Annotated in this window: 16 protein-coding genes and 3 pseudogenes; 6 read left to right on the top strand and 13 right to left on the bottom strand. The window is 41.0% G+C overall.

From position 1 onward, the window contains the following. The first annotated feature begins 19 nt into the window (after nucleotides 1-19). The 3 genes from BGP78_RS20805 to BGP78_RS20795 all read left to right on the top strand — a co-directional run bounded on the left by BGP78_RS20805 (nucleotide 20) and on the right by BGP78_RS20795 (nucleotide 3,486). Nucleotides 20-1,411 (top strand): PLP-dependent aminotransferase family protein, encoded by a 1,392-nt coding sequence (locus tag BGP78_RS20805; RefSeq protein WP_119863185.1) that lies wholly within the window; start codon nucleotides 20-22, stop codon nucleotides 1,409-1,411. Nucleotides 1,412-1,483: 72 nt separating this feature from the next. Continuing rightward, nucleotides 1,484-2,839 (top strand): MATE family efflux transporter, encoded by a 1,356-nt coding sequence (locus tag BGP78_RS20800; RefSeq protein ID WP_119863184.1) that lies wholly within the window; start codon nucleotides 1,484-1,486, stop codon nucleotides 2,837-2,839. A gap of 68 nt (nucleotides 2,840-2,907) precedes the next feature. Further along, a complete protein-coding gene (locus BGP78_RS20795; protein ID WP_119863183.1) occupies nucleotides 2,908-3,486 on the top strand; it encodes a hypothetical protein in 579 nt (192 codons plus the stop codon). Between the two features lie 25 nt (nucleotides 3,487-3,511). On the opposite strand, the gene BGP78_RS20790 is transcribed toward BGP78_RS20795, so the two are convergent. Further along, on the bottom strand, nucleotides 3,512-4,126 hold the full coding sequence (locus BGP78_RS20790) for a LysE family translocator (RefSeq protein WP_119863182.1): 615 nt from the start codon (nucleotides 4,124-4,126) through the stop codon (nucleotides 3,512-3,514). 212 nt (nucleotides 4,127-4,338) lie between these two features. Between BGP78_RS20790 and BGP78_RS20785 the strand changes: the two genes are divergently transcribed. Beyond that, the gene (locus tag BGP78_RS20785; protein WP_119863350.1) at nucleotides 4,339-6,537 is read left to right on the top strand and encodes an LruC domain-containing protein; all 2,199 of its coding nucleotides are present in this window, start codon (nucleotides 4,339-4,341) and stop codon (nucleotides 6,535-6,537) included. Beyond that, complete coding sequence (locus BGP78_RS20780) at nucleotides 6,537-7,049, top strand: hypothetical protein (protein ID WP_119863181.1); 513 nt, start codon at nucleotides 6,537-6,539, stop codon at nucleotides 7,047-7,049. The genes BGP78_RS20785 and BGP78_RS20780 overlap by 1 nt, the downstream gene beginning before the upstream one ends. 4 nt (nucleotides 7,050-7,053) lie before the next feature. Here BGP78_RS20780 and BGP78_RS20775 read toward each other — a convergent pair whose 3' ends face one another. From BGP78_RS20775 to BGP78_RS20740, 8 genes and pseudogenes are all read right to left on the bottom strand, one after another. After that, nucleotides 7,054-8,328, bottom strand: a complete 1,275-nt coding sequence (locus tag BGP78_RS20775) for a PAS domain-containing sensor histidine kinase (RefSeq protein WP_119863180.1) — start codon at nucleotides 8,326-8,328, stop codon at nucleotides 7,054-7,056. Then, nucleotides 8,325-9,704 carry a sigma-54 dependent transcriptional regulator gene (locus BGP78_RS20770; protein WP_119863179.1) on the bottom strand — a complete coding sequence of 460 codons (1,380 nt, stop codon included), beginning with the start codon at nucleotides 9,702-9,704 and terminating at the stop codon, nucleotides 8,325-8,327. The genes BGP78_RS20775 and BGP78_RS20770 overlap by 4 nt, the downstream gene beginning before the upstream one ends. Before the next feature lie 44 nt (nucleotides 9,705-9,748). Next, a complete protein-coding gene (locus BGP78_RS20765) occupies nucleotides 9,749-12,163 on the bottom strand; it encodes an ABC transporter permease (RefSeq protein ID WP_119863178.1) in 2,415 nt (804 codons plus the stop codon). Next, nucleotides 12,163-12,882 carry an ABC transporter ATP-binding protein gene (locus tag BGP78_RS20760; RefSeq protein ID WP_119863177.1) on the bottom strand — a complete coding sequence of 240 codons (720 nt, stop codon included), beginning with the start codon at nucleotides 12,880-12,882 and terminating at the stop codon, nucleotides 12,163-12,165. The genes BGP78_RS20765 and BGP78_RS20760 overlap by 1 nt, the downstream gene beginning before the upstream one ends. Before the next feature lie 10 nt (nucleotides 12,883-12,892). Next, on the bottom strand, nucleotides 12,893-14,131 hold the full coding sequence (locus tag BGP78_RS20755; RefSeq protein WP_119863176.1) for an HlyD family secretion protein: 1,239 nt from the start codon (nucleotides 14,129-14,131) through the stop codon (nucleotides 12,893-12,895). 745 nt (nucleotides 14,132-14,876) lie between these two features. Then, nucleotides 14,877-15,518 (bottom strand): glutathione S-transferase family protein, encoded by a 642-nt coding sequence (locus BGP78_RS20750; protein ID WP_119863175.1) that lies wholly within the window; start codon nucleotides 15,516-15,518, stop codon nucleotides 14,877-14,879. A gap of 44 nt (nucleotides 15,519-15,562) precedes the next feature. After that, nucleotides 15,563-15,940: a TipAS antibiotic-recognition domain-containing protein gene (locus BGP78_RS20745; protein WP_119863174.1), complete on the bottom strand. Its 378-nt coding sequence runs from the start codon at nucleotides 15,938-15,940 to the stop codon at nucleotides 15,563-15,565. A gap of 244 nt (nucleotides 15,941-16,184) precedes the next feature. Next, nucleotides 16,185-16,334, bottom strand: a pseudogene (locus BGP78_RS20740) (transposase); the annotation flags it as partial. A gap of 53 nt (nucleotides 16,335-16,387) precedes the next feature. Here BGP78_RS20740 and BGP78_RS20735 point away from each other — a divergent pair. Then, nucleotides 16,388-16,540 (top strand): annotated as a pseudogene (locus tag BGP78_RS20735) (IS110 family transposase); the annotation flags it as partial. Between the two features lie 831 nt (nucleotides 16,541-17,371). On the opposite strand, the gene BGP78_RS20730 reads toward BGP78_RS20735, so the two are convergent. From BGP78_RS20730 to BGP78_RS20710, 4 genes and pseudogenes are all read right to left on the bottom strand, one after another. Beyond that, nucleotides 17,372-18,346 (bottom strand): transposase, encoded by a 975-nt coding sequence (locus BGP78_RS20730; RefSeq protein WP_119863173.1) that lies wholly within the window; start codon nucleotides 18,344-18,346, stop codon nucleotides 17,372-17,374. A 1,830-nt stretch (nucleotides 18,347-20,176) separates the two neighbouring features. Next, the gene (locus tag BGP78_RS20720) at nucleotides 20,177-21,151 is read right to left on the bottom strand and encodes a transposase (RefSeq protein WP_119863171.1); all 975 of its coding nucleotides are present in this window, start codon (nucleotides 21,149-21,151) and stop codon (nucleotides 20,177-20,179) included. 91 nt (nucleotides 21,152-21,242) lie between these two features. Next, nucleotides 21,243-21,359, bottom strand: a pseudogene (locus BGP78_RS20715) (transposase); the annotation flags it as partial. 369 nt (nucleotides 21,360-21,728) lie between these two features. After that, on the bottom strand, nucleotides 21,729-22,073 hold the full coding sequence (locus tag BGP78_RS20710) for a hypothetical protein (protein WP_119863170.1): 345 nt from the start codon (nucleotides 22,071-22,073) through the stop codon (nucleotides 21,729-21,731). Nucleotides 22,074-22,280 lie beyond the last annotated feature (207 nt).

Raw genomic sequence — 22,280 nt, 5'->3', positions numbered from 1 at the left:
GGACTTTTTTAGATAACAGATGAAGCAACAAGCAAAATACAAACAACTCGCTCAGCAACTAATTAGAAAAATAGAGCAGCGAATTTATACCTCTGACAAACCACTTCCTTCATTAAGGTCATTTTGCGATATTCAACAAATTAGCATGACAACGGCATTATCTTGCTACCGATATGTTGAATCACAAGGTTATATCACCGCTCATCCAAAGCGCGGCTACTTTGTCACTACACCGGTAACTAGCCAAATAAAGTATGACTTTCCCAATTTTGTTGCCAAGCCCACACAGTCAAAACAGTCAGACCGTTATAATGAGCTCACGCCACAATCGTTAGCCACCGCAGAACTTGGTACAACATTGGTAGATCATAAAGCGCTCAGTGCATCACTAACTCAAGCATGCCGCCATAGTGATTTGATCTGGGGTTATGCCTGTATACAAGGAGAAGCAACGCTGCGGCTTGCGCTTAGCAAGCATTTTAGTACACAAGGGTTTGCACTGTCCGAACAAGATATTTCAATCACCCATGGCTGCCTCGATGCGGTGCAACTGGCCATTTCGGTAGTCAGCAAAGAGCACGACGTCATTTTGGTCAGCTCCCCCTGTTACAGTGGCTTACTTGATATGTTACACACGCTTAAAAGGCGCGTGATTGAAATTCCAAGTACACATGATGGTATTGATCTAGCACAAATGGAGTACGCTATTCAACAGCACAATGTAGTGGCATGCTTGCTCACTGCTAACCACCAAAACCCAACGGGCCATAGTTTGAGCAACAGTCAAAAACGCCAAATTGCTCAGTTAGCCAACACCTATCAATTACCAATCATAGAAGATGATGTATTTCGCGAAATTAGCCATAATCGCACGCCACCGCTTCCCATCAAGCACTTTGATGAAAATGGTTGGGTTATTTGGTGTGCGAGCTTTTCGAAGTCATTATCCGCAGGCCTTCGATTAGGGTGGTGTGCGCCAGGGCGATACTTTGATGCGTACATTACACAGCAAAAAGTGCGCACGTCAGGGGTTAATAAACCGCTTCAGTTAGCAATTGCACACTATATCAACCGAGGTCATTATCAGCAGCACCTCAAACGTGCAAATAATAAGCTGGCTTCCCATAAAAACTTATATATCACGCTACTCAACAGCATCTTACCCGCTAATAGCAGCATATATATTCCCCATGGTGGTATGGTGCTATGGATAAAAGTGCCTGATCTTGATTCTGATATGCTAGCAGCAGTGTTAGCATCGCAACATATTTTTATAAAACCAGGCACCGTATTTGGCACAACACAACACTATAAAGAGTGTTTCAGGTTGAACTTTGGGCTGGAGTTCACCGACGACATTCAGACTCAACTTAATAAAATAGCTAATGAAATCAATAAACAACTAACATAGCAATTACAATCAAGACATGCGACACTAGCGAGATAAAATAGGGACATCATACTGAATTATTAAGCACACTTTATGCAAGACTTAACACGCGGTTCTATTTATAAACATCTCTTTAATATGTCAATGCCAATTGCCTTTGGCTTATTAGTGCAAACCTTATACTTTATTGTGGATCTTTATTTTGTCGGTCATTTGGGCGATGTTGCACTGGCGGGCGTAAGCACTGCGGGTAATTTGTTCTTTTTCGTGATGGCATTAACGCAAGTATTTAACGTAGGGTGTGCCACTTTAGTCGCTCATGCAATTGGCCGAAAAGACCCCCTTCATGCAAGTGAGGTATATAGTCATGCGTTGTTTTATGGCATAGCTGCCAGCTTAATCATCAGTGTGTTTGGTTACTTATTTGGCCACCACTACTTTTCTGCATTAGCAGCCACCGAAGCCATTGAATCTACTGGGTTAACATATTTATATTGGTTTTTACCTTCATTAGCGATGCAGTTTATTTTAACTGTGGTGTCAGCATCTATGCGCGGCTCTGGGCTGGTTAAACCCTTTATGATCATACAAATGGCTGCGTTGTTATTAAATATTGTACTGTCTCCTATACTGATCACTGGTATGGGTATTTTCAACGGCATGGGCGTCGCGGGAGCTGGGTTTGCCAGCTCTATTGCAGCCTGTTCAGCTGTGGTTATGGGTATCATGTATATCAAACGCACGCCAAATATTCTCAAATTAAACAAACAAAAAGTCACACCCAACGCGCAGATATTTAAATCGATACTAAAAATTGGTGGGCCAGCAGGCAGCGAGTTTATGCTGACCTTTTTATATATGGCGATGATTTACTGGGCACTTAGTCAGTTTGGTACAGACGAGCAAGCAGGATTTGGTTTAGGCTCGCGAATAATGCAAGCACTCTTTTTACCCGTAATGGCCATTGCTTTTGCCGCCCCAGCGATTGCCGCACAAAATTATGCAGCCAGTAAAATGAAGCGTGTGTTCACCACATATAAAGTAACGACCATCGCCACTACCTCATTGATGTTTATATTAGCTTTACCCTGTATTTTCTTTCCTGAGTTTTTTTTCACGCCCTTCAGTAATGATCCGGCAGTTATTGCCGTCGCAGCAACATTTTTAAGTTATGTGGGGTTCAATTTTGTACCTGCTGGCCTCGTATTCTCATACTCTGCCATGTTCCAAGCGTTTGGCAATACATGGCCAGCTTTGTTTAGCACATTGGTAAGGGTAGGCCTATTCTCTATATTGTTGGTATATTTTGTGACACAAACTGACATGGCCATCACCACCGTATGGATACTCTCTGCTGCTACCGTTTTCTTACAAGCAATATTAAGCTTTGTACTTATACAAATGACGCTCAAAAAAAGATTATTGAAACGAGCCCAAATCACCACATAAGCTATTATTTTTCGGTACGAATTGTGCATTAGTTGACCTAATGCACACTCTATCGGCAATAAATAACCATGAAACTTACACTGGAAGAATCTGATTTCATAACACAAATAGTACAACAAGAAAGTACAGCACAATTTGACCTAACACTGTCAAAACCAGAGGCCGCTCAGCTAAAGCAATGGCTATCAACCCTCTCTAAAGCAAGTGACGTACAACTTTTAGCAAAAATCAATTCTCAACTCATGTACTTTCCTGCACACATTGATGCTCAAAGTGATGGAGACCTCACGGTAAGCTGCGAGCTACCCAGTATCGTGGATATCAACAATCATTACCGTCATTGGCGTACAAAAGAATTGGAGCATACTCAGCTACGCTCATCACATCTTCCTTGCCCTTTTAAAGTACTTTCTCTGTCATTATCTGGATTAGTTGTACGCACATTTCCCTACAAAGCACATAGTTTGATCAATCAATTTACAGATGTCACCGTCAATCTCACCCTAGCACAACAGAACAACGTTCGATTTGATGTAACATTGGGCCGCATCATTAATGACACCACCATCGCACTAGAAATAATGAATATTCACGATGGATACGCTCATTTAAAACAGGCGATTTTTGAGTCCTACAATCAACAATAGCGCTAACCATCGCTATTATCATTATCTATCCAACCACAACTCGCAACGCTAAGAGTAAAAAAGCGACACCCAGTACTTTATCAATAACGGTTTGCTTTTTGGTTAAATCAAATTTATCGCGTGCTTTGGCAGATCCAATGGAGACAATGAAATACCACACAGTATCAATCACCAATACAGTCGCACACATGATAAACGCCACCGTCATCGTCATCGCTTCTGGATCTATAAACTGTGAAAAGAGTGCCACGAAAAAGATAGCCAGTTTAGGATTTAAAAAAGCAATGGCAAAGCCATCTTGCGCGGCTTGTTTATAAGAGGTGAGAGCCTGAGTATTTGATACAGTAAGTCCTGATGATTGACTCATCAGTATACGTATGCCCATATAAGCAAGGTATGCGGCTCCACCATACACTAATGCATTATAAACAATTGGAAAATGACTAATTAAGCTTGCAAGACCTGCCAATGATAAACCGGCATATACACCCACACCCACACCATGAGAAACGCTGGCAACAATACCGTGCCTTGCACTGTTATATAACGAATGACGCAGTACAACAGCCAAACTTGGCCCAGGCGACATGGCCCCTATCATACAAATAAATGCCAAACTCAACCACGTTGATAATTCCATTGCTCACCTTACCGCCACATCAAAAAACCGCATAGTACAACAATGCCCTTCGCCCGCAAATTGAATTTCACTCGCAATATGCAAATAAGTCATTGCAAGATGCAACAAATTTACATATGAAAAAATATAAAACTCTATTTTTCATTACATTACAAGTTGGAACATCACATGCTTCTACAGGTATATATTACTTATGCAACTGGCCTTTAATTATGAAACAAACTTACATCGCAACAATGTGTATGCTATTCGCGTCAGGCAGTGCGATAGCCGACCCATTTGAAAACTGTCCAAGTAAAGCCTTTTTAATGCAAGACTCCGTTGCAAAGTTGTACGGTATTGATTTGGTCTCGGCAAAAGCCACAACCATCGCAGCAAGCTTAACCCGAGAAGGCGCGGCTAATACGTCAAGCGTAAACGCGGTGGGATTTAACTATAAAGATCAATACATGTATGGCTATAGCAAACAATCGCCTGGGCGCGTGGTACAAATAGGCAATGATTATGATATGACAGTGCTCGATGTAACCGGGCTACCTGACACCAACTTTTATGTGGGTGACATACAGGTTACTGGGTCTGGCGCAAACCAAGAAGCCTATTATTTTGTTTATACCCCCAACTCCGGACTTTATAAAATTCCACTTAATGGTGATTTAACGCAATCTATCGCTTCAATTCATTACACTGGCAGTGAAAACTGGAACCTCAACATTTTTGACTTTGCATTTCACCCCAACAGTAATTTACTGTACGCGATGGAGTCTAATGGCAACTTACATGAAATCAACGTCGACACCGGTACCACGACGTTTATAACGCAATTAGACACATCAGGGGACAGCGGCGCATTCGGCGCAACTTATTTTGATGTTAATGGCCAATTTTATGCCAGTAATAATAAAAGCGGTAAAATACACAAAGTTGACTTATCGGTCAGCCCAGTTGTTGGATATACTCCAACAGCAGCCGTTTTTACCAGCGGCCCTAAATCAGGGCAAAATGACGGCGCGCGCTGCGCGATTGCTGAAGTAAAAGTCACAGACAATTCCATCGACTTTGGTGATGCACCAAACGGCTATGCCACCACACTTGCAGACAGCGGTCCGCGTCATTTATACGATCCGAATGATGATGGTGAAAACCTTATTTACCTAGGTGCAAGTGTTGACGGTGAAAACATTAATACCGCAGCCGATTTAGCCGCTGAGCCTATTGATAATTCAGATGATGGTGTGGCTTTTGTCACTGATTTTGTTGGCGGGCAAAATACACAAATCATTGTTACTGCATCACAAAATAGTTATTTATATGCTTGGTTTGACTGGAACCAAGATCAGGTTTTTTCTGCTGATGAAGCCATGCTCGATAAAGTCGCCATTAATGCTGGTGACAACAGCCTACTCATTCCTGTTCCTGAAACAACACTTGAAGGTAACACTTGGGCCCGCTTTCGTGTCACCGACGGCTCTGAGGCCTCAAATATCAGTGCAACAGGTGGGGTATCTGGCGGAGAAGTCGAAGACTATGAAATTACCACTTATGCAAGTGATGCCTACCCCAGTGAAAACGATTGGGTAACCCTGTCTTATGAAGACAAATGGCCATTTGCGGGAGATTATGATTTTAATGATTTAGTGACCCACTTCCGTAGTACACGCTATAAAGAAAATGGTGCAGTTGTAGGGTACCGATTAGAAGGTGAGATCATTGGTGTTGGTGCAACTTACCATAATGGTTTTGCAGTTAGATTGTACGATCAGATCAATGCCTCTACCGAACGCAGAGTGAGCCGTAATGAAATTGATGAAGCCAATATTAGCTTTACCATTGATGGCGTTGTACAAGAAACATCGCCATTAGAAGCAGGCCGCAGCGATGCCATTTTAATCGTGATGGAAGATGTATGGGACTATGTGCAAAAGAATGGCGGGTGCCAATACTTTAGAACCGAGGCCAATTGTCAAAGTGGAACAAAAGTGACATTTTCAATGACTATTCCACTGCTTGCGCCCAAAGCGCTCGCAGACTCTCCTGCCAATGTACTCGACCCATTTATTTTTGCCAGTGCTGATCACTTCCATGGTGATTTTATGAATAGTATTGATAAAAGAAGCTGGGAAGTGCATTTGAAAAATAGAGCGCCCACCGAGGCCTTTTCAAATGAACTTTATAGTGTGTCTGGCAGCGATGATGCCTCAAACCCAGCGGCTAATAGCTATTTTCAAACCACATCTGGGCTCCCTTGGGCAATGGAAATTGGTGCCGCGTGGAAGCACCCAATTGAAACCATTGACATCACCAATGCTTACCCCAAATTTGCGGCATTCGCCACCTCAGCAGGTAAAAACAGTATTACTTGGTATAGTGAACCACAACTTAGCAAAGTTATTACATCAGGAGCACAATAATGAATAAATTAACTGTAACTCTATTTAGCCTGTGTTTCTTAAGTGCGTGTGGCGGCGGTGGTGAAGAAGTCAGCGCGGCTCCCGTGACAAGCCCTGTGGTAGAAAACCCAGATCCAGTTACGCCACCAGACACTGTAACCCCCCCCGATACAGGCACAACACCAGAAACGCCAACCCCTGATGAAACATCTATGGCAGATCTCGTCATCGACACTGAGTTTGATTTATCGACTAAGTTTTCACTGCTCATTGATGTAGACCTAAAACTAGAAGATCAACGTGCTTATTTGAACATATGTCAAAAGTTAGCAGGTGAAAGCAAAGCTGATCGTAATAATTGTGTACTGCGAACAGCACTAACCAATGCACCACTCAATACTGTGTTAACCATTAGCCGTAGCGACATGATGCTCGTTGCTGAAGTATGGATGTATGATAGCAGTACAACACCTATGACATATCAATGGCAGTACGATGCCAGCGCGGATCAGCAGCAATTTCAGATCCGTTAATCGCTTACACTAACTTGATGCATGCGGCCGCCCCACCATCTGGTAGGGCGGTCAACGTCAAAGCCCCTTGATGTTGATCTACCACCTTTTTGCACCACACTAAACCAATGCCTTGCCCATCGGCTTTAGTTGTGTAAAAAGGCACAAACAAATTATCGACTTGTGTAATGCCGATGCCATTATCCTCCACCTTCATCAATAAAGATCCTCCCTCCTTTTGCGCACTGACCTTAATATTGGCAACTATGCCGCCAGCGCTACATGACTCCAAGGCATTTTTTAGCAAGTTAATTAACACTTGCTCAATCAAAATAGGATCAAATTGCCACTGCTCTACGTTAATAACTAATTCGATATTTTGCTCAGGGTGCAATTGGCGCACCCTTAAAAACAACGGAGCAATTTCGACCTTTGCTGTTTTGAGCATAATGCTTTGTTCTAAACTCGCGTAATTAGCAACAAACTGCTGTAAATGCTGACTGCGATCGACAATAACAGCCAGCATTTTCTGCTGTTCATTATCATTCGAAAATTGTACTAAAGTCTGTGCAATTGACTTAATTGGCGTCAGTGAGTTTTTAATTTCATGACTCAGTACTTTCACTAATTGCCGCCAAGCCTCACTTTGCGACTCTTTCAGTTCTGCTTGAATATTGCTTATTAACAATAATTGATGCCGCGCACCATTAAGGCTAATTTCACTGCGCCTGAGTTGATGCGACGCTGCAATTGTCTCATCACGAAAACCCCACTTACCTTGATGATCCGTAAAGCCAAGTGCCGTTAGGTGTTCAAACTTTTTTAACCGCCAATCACATTTTAAAAAGCCTGATAACGCGCTATTACCCATCGTTAACTTAAAGTCTTCGTTAACAACTAAAATTGGATTATCCAGTGCCTGTAATAATTCATTGACCAATAACGCATGCCGGTTTTGTTCGGTATGCCATACACTAAAAAGCGTATTAATGTGGAGAAGTTCATTATGAAGCTGCGCAGCAATCCCCTCAGTGTATTCTGGTACTGTTTTTATGCTGGTATCAGAAAAACGAATGGCATCCATCATTGTCTGCATTGCACGATAAGGCGCAAAAAAACGCCCTTTGAGATACACCCCAACCCCGACATATAACGGAGATAGCAACATCCACACAGTAACCATATAAAGTACATTGTGGCTGTTTTGCCATGTCAGCCACATAATTAGACCCATTAACAGGCAGTAATTACCTGCTAGCACAAGCCAAAAAAGCCGTTCCTGTGAACGTACTTTACTCACACAAAGTCCTTCGCAGAAATATCGTACTTTTCTAATCGCCGATAAATAGCACTTTTACTGATCCCCAATAACTCGGCAGCTTCTATTGTTTGTCCAGACGTGCTCTCTAACGCGTGTTTTAATAACATGCGCTCTGCTTGTGCGAACGTCATCAAAGGCAAAGTGCCTTGCTGAAATTGAACCTGTTGCACAGAGTGGTTCAACAAGTTTACAACCTCATCACGCGTTATATGGCTTTTAACGGTCATAAGCACCAAACGTTCAACAATATGACTAAGTTCTCTCAAATTGCCCGGGTATTTAAAGCGCTGTAATTCAGCCAAAGCACATGCAGAAAAACTCAAGCCTTTTTTATGATGTGCCAGTTGATGGCGTTGTAAAAACTGTTCAGCCAGCGCTGGAATATCTGCATGACGTTGCGCTAAAGAAGGCACCTCAATGGTGATGGTATTTACCCGATAAAACAAATCTTGTCGAAAATATTTTTGCTCAATAAGCGATGCCATGTCTGCATTAGTTGCACTGATCATGCGGGGTTTAGCATATTGAGTTTGGCTACTGCCAACCCGCTCAAAGTGCCCACTTTCTAGCACCCGAAGTAACTTAGCTTGTTGAGTTAGGGGTGTTTCTGCTATTTCATCTAGAAACAAGGTCCCATTTTTTGCCAGTTCAAACCGCCCAATTCGCGCTTTATCGGCCCCGGTAAATGCCCCTTTGGTATGACCAAACATTTCGCTTTCAAAAAGTGACTCTGGCACCGCGGCCATATTCACTTCAACAAATTCGCCCGCCATATTTGATGATTGGTGCACATAGTTAGCAAGCGTAGATTTACCCGTGCCATTTTCACCCGTAAATAAGATATTTGCTTTACTGTGTGCAACCTGATCGAGCTGCTGCTTTAGGTGCTGCATCGCCGAAGAATGACAAATCAAATCAATATCGGGCACATTATCGGCAAGAGTTTGCTTTAAGGCGGTATTCTCATGGTCTAAGCCACACAGTTTAAGCGCATTTTCAATCACCTGGACTAATCGCGCGTTATCCCATGGCTTTTCGATAAAGTCGTGAGCGCCATAATGTAACGCCTTGACCACCAGCTCCGTATTTGCCCATGCAGTCATCGCAACTACCGCAGGTTTCATTGGTAAATCGGTTAATTTACGCAAGAAAAACAAGCCTTCTTCACCTGACGTGGTATCAAATGCGAAGTTCATATCAAGCAATACCAAATCAACGTGATTTTCATGCAACTGAGTAAGGCCAGATAAAGGAGAATCAGCCTCTAAAATATCATACCCATAATTTGCCAGTAAGAATCGTGCTGATAGTCTTACATCGGCTTTATCATCAATTATTAATAGTGTTTTTTGCATGGTTTTTTCGCTGTTGCACTGCGGGGCACTGCAACAGCGCGCCCTTATTGATTTCTTAAAGCTGCCACAAGGTCAGATTTAAGTATTTGTTTTACCGGTATTATACAAGCCATGTATGAGAATCCGAGTAACAATATCAATGACATGGTGACTTGTAAAGGATCGGGCGCTGGGATCAAATTACTGTATTGATATGCATAATGATATACGCCTGCCGCAATGAGTAAACTCACCCCAATGCCGATTAACAAAGGGATAAACGCATCGGTGACAACCAGTTTAATGATACGTTTAGGTTTGGCACCCACCGCCATTCTAACGCCTAATTCAAATCGGCGCATTTGCGTACCATATGAGACTACGCCATAAATGCCAGCGCATGCCAAAAATAATGCTAATACACTTAGACATCCACTTAACCATGCAGCCAAACGATATTTAAACACTAAATCTTGGCTGGTTTGCTCTACATCTAAAAATTCTAGTATGGCTAAACTTGCATCGACTCGCTCTACTTCTCTCACAATATCCGTTTGGGTAAAACTCGCTTTATCTGACACCTTAACCATCAGATTTAAACGCATCGGGCTCATAGCAAAATAGGTGACACCTTGATATTTTGACTCGGTAAATGCATTATAATGATCGTCTACCACACCAATAATTTTAAACCCTTGTTCTGGCGAGAAAAACATAGACTCACCCACCGCATTTTCTTTACCAAAGGCTTCAAGTGCAACAGCGCGACTGACTAACATTACCTTGGCTTTATCTTCAATATCGGCCTGCGTAAATGTTCGCCCGTACAATACTGGCTGTTCTAGTACTGAGAAATAATCTAACCCGACCGTATTAAACCCAAATAAGCCTAAGCGCTCACCTTGTGAGTCGGTAAATGGGCTAGAAAAGTCACCTTTACGAATGGGAGATATGGTGCTTTTTATCGCAGCTTCTACCTCAGGTAATGCCAGAAAGTGTTGCTTAAGTTGCTCTATAAGTACTAACTTCGCCTCACGTGACGGGTAATTATCGCCGGCTTCTATTTGTAAACTATATATATTCTCGACATTCAGGCCCAAAGGTTTGGTGGCCATTTTAAGTGTTGATTGCAACACCGTTGATGTGGCAAATAACATCAATCCAGTCAATGCAACTTGAGAAATCACCAACGCTTTACGTAATGTGGCAGAAATTTGCTTTTGCGTCCCCTTTCCGCTGCTCGTCAGTTGTTGTTTTAACTGTTCGTGGTCAATGCTCTTGCTGCCTACCCACGCAAGTATAAACGACAATACAACAGCGATACCCACCGCAAACAATACCGTTATTAAGTTTATCCCTAACTCATCAAGTCGGTTAATTGAGCCTTGCGCTAAGTGCTGTGTTAACACCAATAGCCATGCAGCAAGTAACAACCCAAACGCGGTAGCGCTCAATGTAATTAGCAGGCTTTCCACAAATAAGTGTTTAAAAATATGCTTAGGTTTAGCTCCCACACTGGCACTAATTGCTAGCATACTTTGCTTTTTAATCACATGTGATAAATACAAATTTACAATATTAGCAAACGCAATAAGGAGCAATACAATAGCACCTGCTAACACCATTAAAGAGATAATTGGGTTATCTCCTTTTATAACAGCTGGTAAGGGCTCTAAATGCGCTCGATATTCATAGTCTTTAAAATCAACCGCAAAGTCACTATTAGCCACGGCATTCTTTAAAGCGCTATCTAATAGCCCTGTTAATTCTGAAATATGCTTCAAAGGATCATTTTTTTGAATAGTTACTAAATTACGCGATGCATTACGAAACTCATTTTCGCTAATACCAGCTTGTGCCATAGGTAAATATAAGCGACTTGTACCATAGAAGCTCAATGGCTCTGGGTCGCGAAAATCATCATGGATAACGCCCACAATCTGTAAGCTCACCCCGTTGAACGCTAAACTTTTACCAATCACACGCTCATCTGCTGCAAAATCCGATTGCCACATACCATATGAAATAATGGCTTCGGGCAAAGCGTTGGTGATTTTTTCTGTTGGGGTAAAATTACGGCCCAAAATCAGATTGGCGCCCAGTAATGGAAAGTACTCATGACTTACATACATCGCAACTTCAACCGGCTTGTCAGCACGGCTGGTGATGCGGCCGCGTCGCTGTGTCAACATAGTAGACTCGTACCCCGCGGCTTTAGACGCTTGATACATCGCAATTTGGCCACCCTCTCCTTGCCCCCCAATATTGTCTACGCCATTTTGATGTAAGTTTTGTTTTAATACATAGAGCTGTTGCGCATCTTGGTACGGTAACGGCTTAAGCAATACAACCTGATTAAGGTTAAACGCAGCCAATAGTGCACCTAAAGTAAGCGCCAAGGTGAACACCATAATGAGCGTAAAGCCGGGGGTTTTCTGCAGCCCATGCATTACTTGCTTAAAATGTGATGCTATTTTCATTATATTGCCTCACTCAAGCTGGGTACTGTCACAATTTCCCCGTCCAATAACTGATACTGTTTTGAGGCAAAGTTTGCATATCTTGGATCATGCGTCACCATGCAAATCGTCGTACCTTGACGATTTAAAGTACGCAGTAATCCCATTACAGCATCACCATTATGTGAGTCTAAATTTCCTGTGGGCTCATCAACAAGTAAAATGGTTGGATCGCCAACAAGTGCGCGGGCAATGGCGATTCGTTGCTGTTGGCCACCAGATAACTGGTTAGGTTTATGCTCTGCGCGATGCCCCATTTCAACTTGGGTAAGGGCTTGCTTTACGGCCGCGGTAATATCAGCCTCAGCGAGCTCAGGCTCACGATATCGCAATGGCAGCGCAACATTTTCAAACACACTTAGTTCATCAATCAAATTAAACGACTGAAATACAAAACCGATTTTAAGATTTCTATACTCAGCACGCTGATCTAAATTTAAGCCTTCTACGGCTTCACCTTCAATCAAATATTGACCTTCACTGGGTGAGTCGAGTAGGCCGAGTATCGACAGTAAAGTAGATTTACCACACCCAGATGGGCCTGAGATAGACACAAATTCACCATGGTAAATATCCAACTCTATATTCTGTAGGGCATGCGTTTCAATGTTTTCTGTGACGTAAACTTTGCTTAAATTCTTTAACGAAATACTCACGGTTTTTGCTGTTGAAGTTGTCATACTTACTACCTTATAGTTTTAATTCGATGGTGTGTGCTGCCTGCTTTTCCATTGCAGATAAAATAAGCTCGTCATCTTGGCGAGCACCTGACAGTACTTGGACACGCTGCCCGCTTTGTTTACCTAATGTGATCCATGTTTTTGTGGCTGTTTTACCATTCTTTGCCACCTTATATAGCTGTATTCTGGTGTGTGCTTTTGCGTTCACAGGCATAGGAATGGTCAAAGTGTGTGGTAACGCACCGAGCGTGATCACAGCAGCCACATTAAGCGATGGCCGCGCATTATTTGGTAACGCGCCAACTAAGTCTAATTCCACCTCAACATGACCGTCCGCAACAACCGGATCTATCCGTGTTACAGTGGCTTGAGCTTCGCCTCCTCGTGTATCAATAACCGCTGACATACCAATATCCAGCCCTTGCAATTGACCTTGTGGTACCTTCACCAACGCAACCAATGAATCAGTGCTGCCTACCAAAGCAATGTGTGACCCCATACTGAGACTTTGGCCCATTTCTATCGGTAATGTTTGCAACATACCATCGATACCCGCCACAACGTTTAAGCGCTGTGCTTGCGAAGCTGCGAGCTCTCTTAAACTCTTTTTTTCATTCAGTTTTTGCTGCTCAATACGAATAGCTTGTGCATGCAAGTGCACAATTTTTTGTTGTTTATTTTCTAGGTGCTGTAAACGAATTGTCAGCTTATCAACCTTTGCTTGGCTATCAAGCAAATCAAGCGCTGATACAACCCCTTGCTTTGCCAGCCCCTGCTCAGCATTAAGCCGAGACTTAGCCACTTGCAAGTCCACTTCTAACTCTTGCAATAATTGTTGATCTGCCAGTACTTCTCGTTCTTGTTTTAATGCCAACTGCCCGAGTACCGCTTGCTGAGCATTGTAGGCCATTGTGGCTTGCAATACTGCTTGCGCGACTTCTGGGTTGCTTAGCCTAGCAATCACACTGTCTTTTGTGACGAACGACCCTGGTTTTATAAATATCTGCTCAACAACAGCACTATACGGCGCAGTTAAAAACCGCTGCTGCTTAGACTGTAAGCTGCCGAATCCCTTCACCTGTAACTGTAAATCTTGCGTAACGACAGTTTCACGCCAAAGTTGGCCATTGGGCTTTGCAGCAAAGTAAGCCTCGCTTATCTGGCTCAAAACCAAAACGACGACCACAACCACAATACCGACAGGTACAATGCTAAACCTCTTTTTTGTGTGTGTACGTACTTTATCCATATGTTGGTACCTTTTTCAGTTGATACCTTTTAGTAGCAAGGGTGATACCAAAATTAAACTTGATAAATAACAGAAACTTAAAATAATTAAAATACTAGAAATCGTTAAATTCCCGAAATCGAGAATAGTCAGATTCCCAATTTCGTGATTCATTGGGATATTCGAGAGGGATAACATAACTTAATAGAAAATCATTCAATACATGTTTAGATATACTGGCGGGTAAGTAGCTTCATAATCTGGTAAAAATTACTTACAAGACAAGAAGTGTTCAACCCAAAGGGCACCAAGAGTAATTGCTATTAAATTTTCATTATTTGCTACGTTTAGATGAAGAGAAGCGTAGTCTGCGTTTACAAAACCCGGCAAAGGCACGGTATATAAACCGGTTGGGTGTTTTCAAATTTGGGTGTATTTGCTCGAAGCTCATTAGGAGTACTGAAATAACAGTTAAGCCCGGATATATGTCAGAGCAACGCTTTATTGCAAATGGGTCAAACGTCAAACAGTGGCAGCGACGAAATGAACAAACGAGGTAGTTTATTCTACCCCGCCAGAGTTATTTTGTTTGACACACTGGGAGTGTCCATATATGTCAGTTAAAATTCATTGGCTTCACAAGGTTTAGTGTCATTGAGAGATATTTGGATCAATATTCATTATGGGAGATGAACCGCCCATTGCGGACCCGCATGATGGGTTGTGTGGGGGCTGGAGGTTAGAGACCTCCGGCTACCCGATTATATTAAAAATCCTCTCTGGCTTTAAGCTCTGTAAAGTCACTCATTACCCATTTTATGTAACCGGGGCGTTTACTAAGTTTGTCGTACCACCTGTTTACTAAATCAGGCAATTCTAAAGATAATCCTTGTGAAACTAATCGATAGATAACAGCACCTACTACTATATCGGCTAGACTAATGTTTTTACCTGCCAAATATTCAGATTGTTTCAATTGCTCTTCAATGACCTGTAAGCAATTTATACAAGTATCCAAGTCTCTATTTACCGCTTCCATATCTCGTTTATTTTCTGGTTTTCGGTAATAACCCCAAAATGTTCCCATAAACGCTGGCTGAAAAACTGTCTGCGACCAATCTAACCATCGTTCACTTAAAGAGCGTTCATAAGGACATGCGGGATACCAATTTTCATTGCCATAACACGTAGCTAAATACCTTAAAATAGTGTGCGATTCCCAAACGGATTTATTACCATCAATTAGAACTGGCACTTTTTTCATTGGGTTTAACTTAATAAAGTCTTTATCATCCAAACCGCCAAAACGGCCACCAAGTTCTACATGCTCATAATTTACACTTAATTCTTCTAGTAACCAAAGCACTTTTTGTACATTAAAAGATGTTGTACGACCGAAGAGTTTCACTGGACTTTCCTTTTTTTTGCATTTAAGCAACTTGTTATGTGATTTTATAAATGGCTACCTGCGTAATGGACAATTGCATCACCTAAATAATTAACCATTTCTGGGTGATACGAATTATGAAACTTTTTCATATCGTCATTTTCTTTATAAAATATTCCCATGCCTATATATGCTTCTTTGGATGGGGTATAAAAACGACAAGCTATTTCAAAGTGTTCTTGCATTAATGCTTGAACACTTTCATTATCAACGGCTGTTTCATCAACGTACCCTGCTAATTTTTTATACAGAATATCCCAGTCTTGATGGACAAGTTCTCTATTAACATGCGCCCAATTATCTGTTATTGATAGGCTGTGAGTTTGCTCCATATTAAGAGCATTTTTACATTCAGCTAAATATTCTTTACTCAATTTATTCATTTATAGATATTCCATTAATTATATATTTATTTACGACAAACTATCCGAGTCACATAACGAGCCTGTAGAATTACCCGTTTTAATTTATTTTTATTGATGCCTCAACCATAGCCGAGATCCTATTTTGATTCAATCGTTTAGAAGCTTTTCACTTTGATTTTCATTATGTGCTTTGAGGGGGATTTTATCGCTCTTAACAGCGGCCCTTTGTGGCTTTATTTTGGTTAAAATGGCTCTACTCTTCTTAATGTATCCTGTTTTGTAGCTTTTCTATATTATGTACCAGACAATACAGCTGCCATTGTGCATTCACTTTCGTTTGTCCTCGTAAGGTCAGTTTATTCATCCCTTTATTCACTGTGATATTTCCGAATACGGGTTCGATACATCCAAGAGGAAAGACACAACATAAACAATCTATTTTGGATGGGTGTCAGCTAAAATTATAATCATAACGCCACCAAATACCTTGAGAAATTACAAAAGCGGATGAGTAAAGCCAAAGCATTGTCAGCGCTGGCGCATAAGCTTGGTCGATGTGTTTACTATATGCTTAAAAAAGAGACTGTATTCGATGAAACCCGATTCTTAAAGCGTTAGTCACGGTACTGAGTGAGCTGAACGTCTAACTGGATAAAAGGCTGAGCATCACTCAATTGGGTGAGTGAATAGCCATTAAGCTATAACCTGATCATATGCCTAACGACCAAAGCCATTTGGCTTGATCAGACGCTCAGTACGCGTGCATTAATACAATAAGCAAAGTCGCTTACACCTGACTTGAGCCTGAAACTAACTGGATCACAATGATGAAACCAGCCGCCTTGAATAGCGCCATGATGAGGTTAACCGATGAATGTCTCGGCTCTGGCATTCTGCTTCGCTCTACTGCCTAAATCCTTTTAGGCATAGTGCCCCTGCGAACCCATAAGGAAATGGAAAAAAGTAGGCAGCGATGAGATCGCAATAAGAGAGCCTCACTATGTGTTTGCCGTAAGTAACTTGCTTAACAGCCACATCGACAAACGAAATAAACGAATTTGTTTATTGATTTAGAATTGGCCGTCACTTACAAAAACGGCCAAAAAGAACATTAGTGCCTATTGACAGAGTTAAGGCTCATATGTGTTAAGGTGCGAATATGTTACTAAGTCTGTATATTCGAGCAATATATCTATGTTATTTTTGAGCCTTTCTTCAATATCATCTTTTACCAACAGTAGAAACAGTGACACCCATTCAAAAAACTAAAACCAATAAGCAAGCAATGTTCAACCTAAAATATCGTCTAGTTAATAAAACTGAATTAACTACATGTGCTATAAGCTCCAAAATAGAGAAAAACTGAACCCATGCCCAGTAATAAGGCACGGCTTAGCCGCCAAGTTATGGAGTATCGGTTATATAGAGATTATCTTGATGGTATAAAAGTTAAGCCAGTAACTTTTCACATTGCTTGTAATTAGCTCGCCGTTTTATTTCTAGGCTCGCGCAATAATTATCAAGCTTTTTAGGTCGCCCTACTGCGCCGTGAAATACTTTGGTAAATTGTGTAGTGAGTTTTAGCCAGTTTTCTGGGGCGATGTTTAGTCTTTCTAAAATTGGGGAGTTAACTGGGCTGATGTGGCCTCGCTTATCTGCTCGCATACATCGACCAGTTAATTCTACCAGTTCTAAGTAGGACTTTAATTCAAACGGTAAACCTTTGGGCATGTGCTTTCGGGGGCTACCTGCAAAACGTGCTAAGTGTTTCGGTTGCTTGCCTTCTTTGGCATGTTCACAGCGTGTTTTAACACTGGTGTAGTCTGAGGTTTCGGGTGTGTCAGCCATTTTGGCTCTAACTGGGTTTAAATCAACATACGCCATACAGGCCGCCAGTGCCGCTTCATCAAGTAAAGCTTGTGATTTAAAGCGCCCTTCCCAAAATCTGCCCGTACAGTTATCTTCTTTATTCGCTTTTCGAGCAATACTTTCATTCAGTACCCGCATAAACCAACTGATACTCGCTAAACGTTCTCTAAATTGTTCAATGTCTTTATTCAAAAAATATTGCTGTGCTGAGTCTAGTGGTTCACTTTGAAGGTACTTATGAGACAATATGGTGCCTTTAAACAGCTTATGCCATCTGATAATAATCGCTTTATCACTCAGCCTTTTAGCTTTTATATCATCTACATAAAGCACAATATGAGTATGGTTACTCATCACCGCATACGCACACACATCAATACAAAATACTTTGACAAGTTCAAGTAGTTTATCTTCTATCCAGCCTCTTCTATGCTCATACGATTGACCTGTTACTTTATCTTCACCACATAGATAGGCACGACGAACACACCGTGAAATACAATGGTAGTATTTGGTATCCGTTAAACTCACTTGTCTTTTACGTGCTGTAGCCATGAGAGAATTGCCTATCTTTTGAGCTGAATTTAAAAGATAGGTGATGAATGAAAAACAATCAATTTTGAATGGGTGTCAGTTAAAATTAGCCATCAGTTAAAATTAGCCAGCAATACAAAATTGAGTGTACTTAAGTGAGGTATATTTTTAAGTGTATTGACGTCTGACATATTTATATCCTTATTTTAGCGTAAATATTCAACTGAAAACCAGTCGATGTAGTAATCCATTACTAGCTGTAGTACCAACTTATGTGATTACAGTAGTGCATTTAGTAATAAAAGTAAAAGATATTATTGTGAATTAAAAACTGTTTAGTGAAAGCTGGGAAGTCCACGATTCTTACAGCGTTAGTCACGGTACTGAGTGAGCTGAACGTCTAACTGGATAAAAGGCTGAGCATCAATCAATTAGGTGAGTGAATAGCCATTAAGCCATAACCTGATCATATGCCTAACGACCTAAGCCATTTGGCTTGCTTAGACGCTCAGTACGCGTGCATTAATACAATAAGCAAAGTCGCTTACACCTGACTTGAGCCTGAAACTTACTGGATCACAATGATGAAACCAGCCGCCTTGAATAGTGCCATGATGAGGTTAACCGAAGAATGTCTCGGCTCTGACATCCTGCTTCGCTCTAATGCCTAAATCCTTTTAGGCATAATGCCTCTGCTAAGTCATAAGGAAGTGGACAAAAGCAGGCAGCTATGAGATCGCAATAAGAGAGCCTCACTATGTGTTTGCCGTAAACAACTTGCTTAACTGCCACATCGACAGACGAAATAAACGAGTTTGTTTATTGATTTAGAGTTGGCCGTCACTTATAAAAACGGCCAAAAAGAACATCAGTGCCTATTGACAGAGTTAAGGCTCATATGTGTTAGTTGTCTTTTAAAGCAAGGGCATGTTTTTATTAAAGTTATTCTTAATATAAACAGCACACTCAAAAGCCAAAGCTTTAACTTGACAGATAAAGGCAAATATAAGAAGAGAGTAACTAGCTAGTACTAAGTACATTGGAAAATTTTCATAAGTACCTTGAGTCCACCACTCGGTTACAAAGCTAGGTATTATGTGAAAAATTGGCGAATAAAAGGAAGATAATACGGCTGCAAGCCCTACGAGGTTAAGACAAATAAAACAGCTAAAGAATTTACTTGGCTTGTGCATCAAGGTTGAAAAAATTATTCCAAGCATAAGTAGTAATTGGTGCATAAAATTAACTCCATTTAAATGATATTAATAATATGCGTCCGCTGTTCGAAAAAACAACCCTTTGGCAACAACAAGAGAAACAGTGACAACAAGAGAAACAGTGACACCCATTCAAAAAACTAAAACCAATAAGCAGGCAATGTTCAAACTGAAATATCGCCTAGTTAATAAAACTGAATTAACTACATGCGCTATAAGCTCCCAAATAGAGAAAAACTGAACTCATCCCCAGCAATAAAAAGATACAATGACATATATGGACACTCACAGTGTGTCAAAAAAATAACTCTGGCGGGGTAGAATAAACTACCTCGTTTTTTCATTTCGTCGCTGCCACTGTTTGACGTTTGACCCATTTGCAATAAAGCGTTGCTCTGACATATATCCGGGCTTGACGAGAGCAACAAGCAAGTGACACCCATTCAAAAACTAAAACCAATAAGCAGGCAATGTTCAACCTGAGATATCATCAAGTTAATAAAATTGAGTTAACTACATGTGCTATAAGCTCAAAAATAGAGAAAAGCTGAACTCATCCCCAGCAATAAGCCACGGCTAACCCGCCAAACCATGCTGTATTGGTTATATAGAGATTACCTTGGTGGCCTAAAAGTTAAGCCAGTAACTTTTCACACTGCTTATAATTAGCCCGCCGTTTTATTTCTAGGCTCGCACAATAATTATCAAGCTTTTGAGGCCGACCTACTGCGCCATGGAATACTTTGGTAAATTGGGTCGTGAGTTTTAACCAGTTTTCTGGGCAGATGTTGAGCCTGTCTAGAATTGGGGAGTTAATGGGGTTGATAGCACCGCGTTTATCAGCTCGCATACATCGACCTGTTAACTCTACCAGTTCTAAGTATGACTTTAATTCAAAGGGTAAACCTTTAGGCATATGTTTTCTGGGGCTGCCTGCAAAACGTGCTAAGTGTTTAGGTTGTTTGCCTTCTTTGGCATGTTCACAGCGTGCTTTAACACTGGTGTAGTCTGACGCTTCGGGTGTCTCAGTCATTTTGGCTCTAACTGGGTTTAAATCAACATACGCCATGCAGGCTGCTAGTGCAGCTTCATCAAGTAAAGCTTGTGATTTAAAACGGCCTTCCCAAAACCTGCCTGTACAGTTATCTTCTTTATTCGCTTTTCGGGCAATACTTTCATTCAGCACCCGCATAAACCAACTGATACTCGATAAGCGTTCTCTAAATTGTTCAATGTCTCTGTTTAAAAAGTATTGCTGCGCTGAGTCTAGCCGTTCACCTTGAAGGTACTTATGAGACAGTATGGTACCTTTAAACAGCTTATGCCATCTGATAATAATCGCTTTATCACTCAGTCTTTTAGACTTTATATCATCTACATAAAGCACAATATGAGTATGGTTACTCATCACCGCATACGCACACACATCAATACAAAATACTTTTGCAAGCTCCAGCAGCTTTGCTTCTATCCAACCTCTTCTGTGTTCATACGATTGCCCTGTTACCTTATCCTCACCACACAAATACGCACGACGAACACACCGTGAAATACAATGGTAATATTTGGTGTCGGTTAAACTCACTTGTCTTTTTCGTGCTGTCGCCATGAATGAGCTTCCTACCTTTTAAGCTGAATTAAAAAGATAGGTGATGAATGAAAAACAGTCAATTTTGAATGGGTGTCAGTTAAAATTATCATGATTGCCCTGTTACCTTATCTTCACCACACAAATAGGCACGACGGACACAGCGTGAAATGCAATGGTAGTATTTGGTATCAGTTAAACTCACTTGCCTTTTGCGTGCTGTAGCCATACGGAAATCGCCTATCTTTTAAGCTGAATTTAAAAAATAGGTGATGAATGAAAAAGCGTCAATTTTGGATGGGTGTCAGTTAAAATTATGTCACGACCGAGTTGATTATCATGGGCAGGAAAAAAGATAATGGCTTAAATCAATCAGAGGAGATGAAGCGCAAAAAATAACGAATTGATATAGATATATTAATTTAACTTCTGAACGCAAGAAGTGCATCCACTCGGCTAAAATAAATGAACGCCGCTACAAATAGAAAAATATATTCATCACTATTTACTATAAATAAGCTATAAAACTCACTTCGGGCTTGTTCAACACCCAGATAAGGTGTCGGCTGCGCGACACCTATCCTTATTTGTTATGTGTTTACGCACCCATATCAGTTAATAACTCGACTATTTTATGAAAGTTAGGCGATTTTTGAAGATAATGAGACTTTAACTTTTTTAAGTTATCTAAATTATCAGAGTAACACCCTAGATTATTTATTGAGTCAAGGGTATCAAATATTAACGAGTCTAATTTATCCAAGTTAACCCCTGCAGTTTGATGCATGAGGTTTACCCTTACATCAGCTAACCTAACTAAATAATGCTTATGAGGATCCACTGATGCCATTTTTTGATGGTCACACTCTAAAGTAATTTCATAATCTGCTTTTGAAAAAAATGAAAAAAGCAGCGTTAATAAAAATACGAGATACTTGCTCATGACTCTCCTAAACACATAGACATAATGACTCCCACACGGTGCTAGCCTCCGCATTTTCGTGGGTTAGCTTAAAGCCAGAGCCATACTTAGTTTGTCAAATAACTAAATAGCAGAGGCTAGCATGACTAAACATAACATACTTTTCATTGGCTTAGATACTCATAAAGAGTTTAATGAAGTGGCTTATATTGAAGAGCAACGCGGCGC

The organism is Pseudoalteromonas sp. MSK9-3 (assembly GCF_003590335.1).
In the GTDB taxonomy this organism is placed as follows: Bacteria; Pseudomonadota; Gammaproteobacteria; order Enterobacterales; family Alteromonadaceae; genus Pseudoalteromonas.
This window is presented reverse-complemented; position numbering and strand designations above follow the sequence as displayed.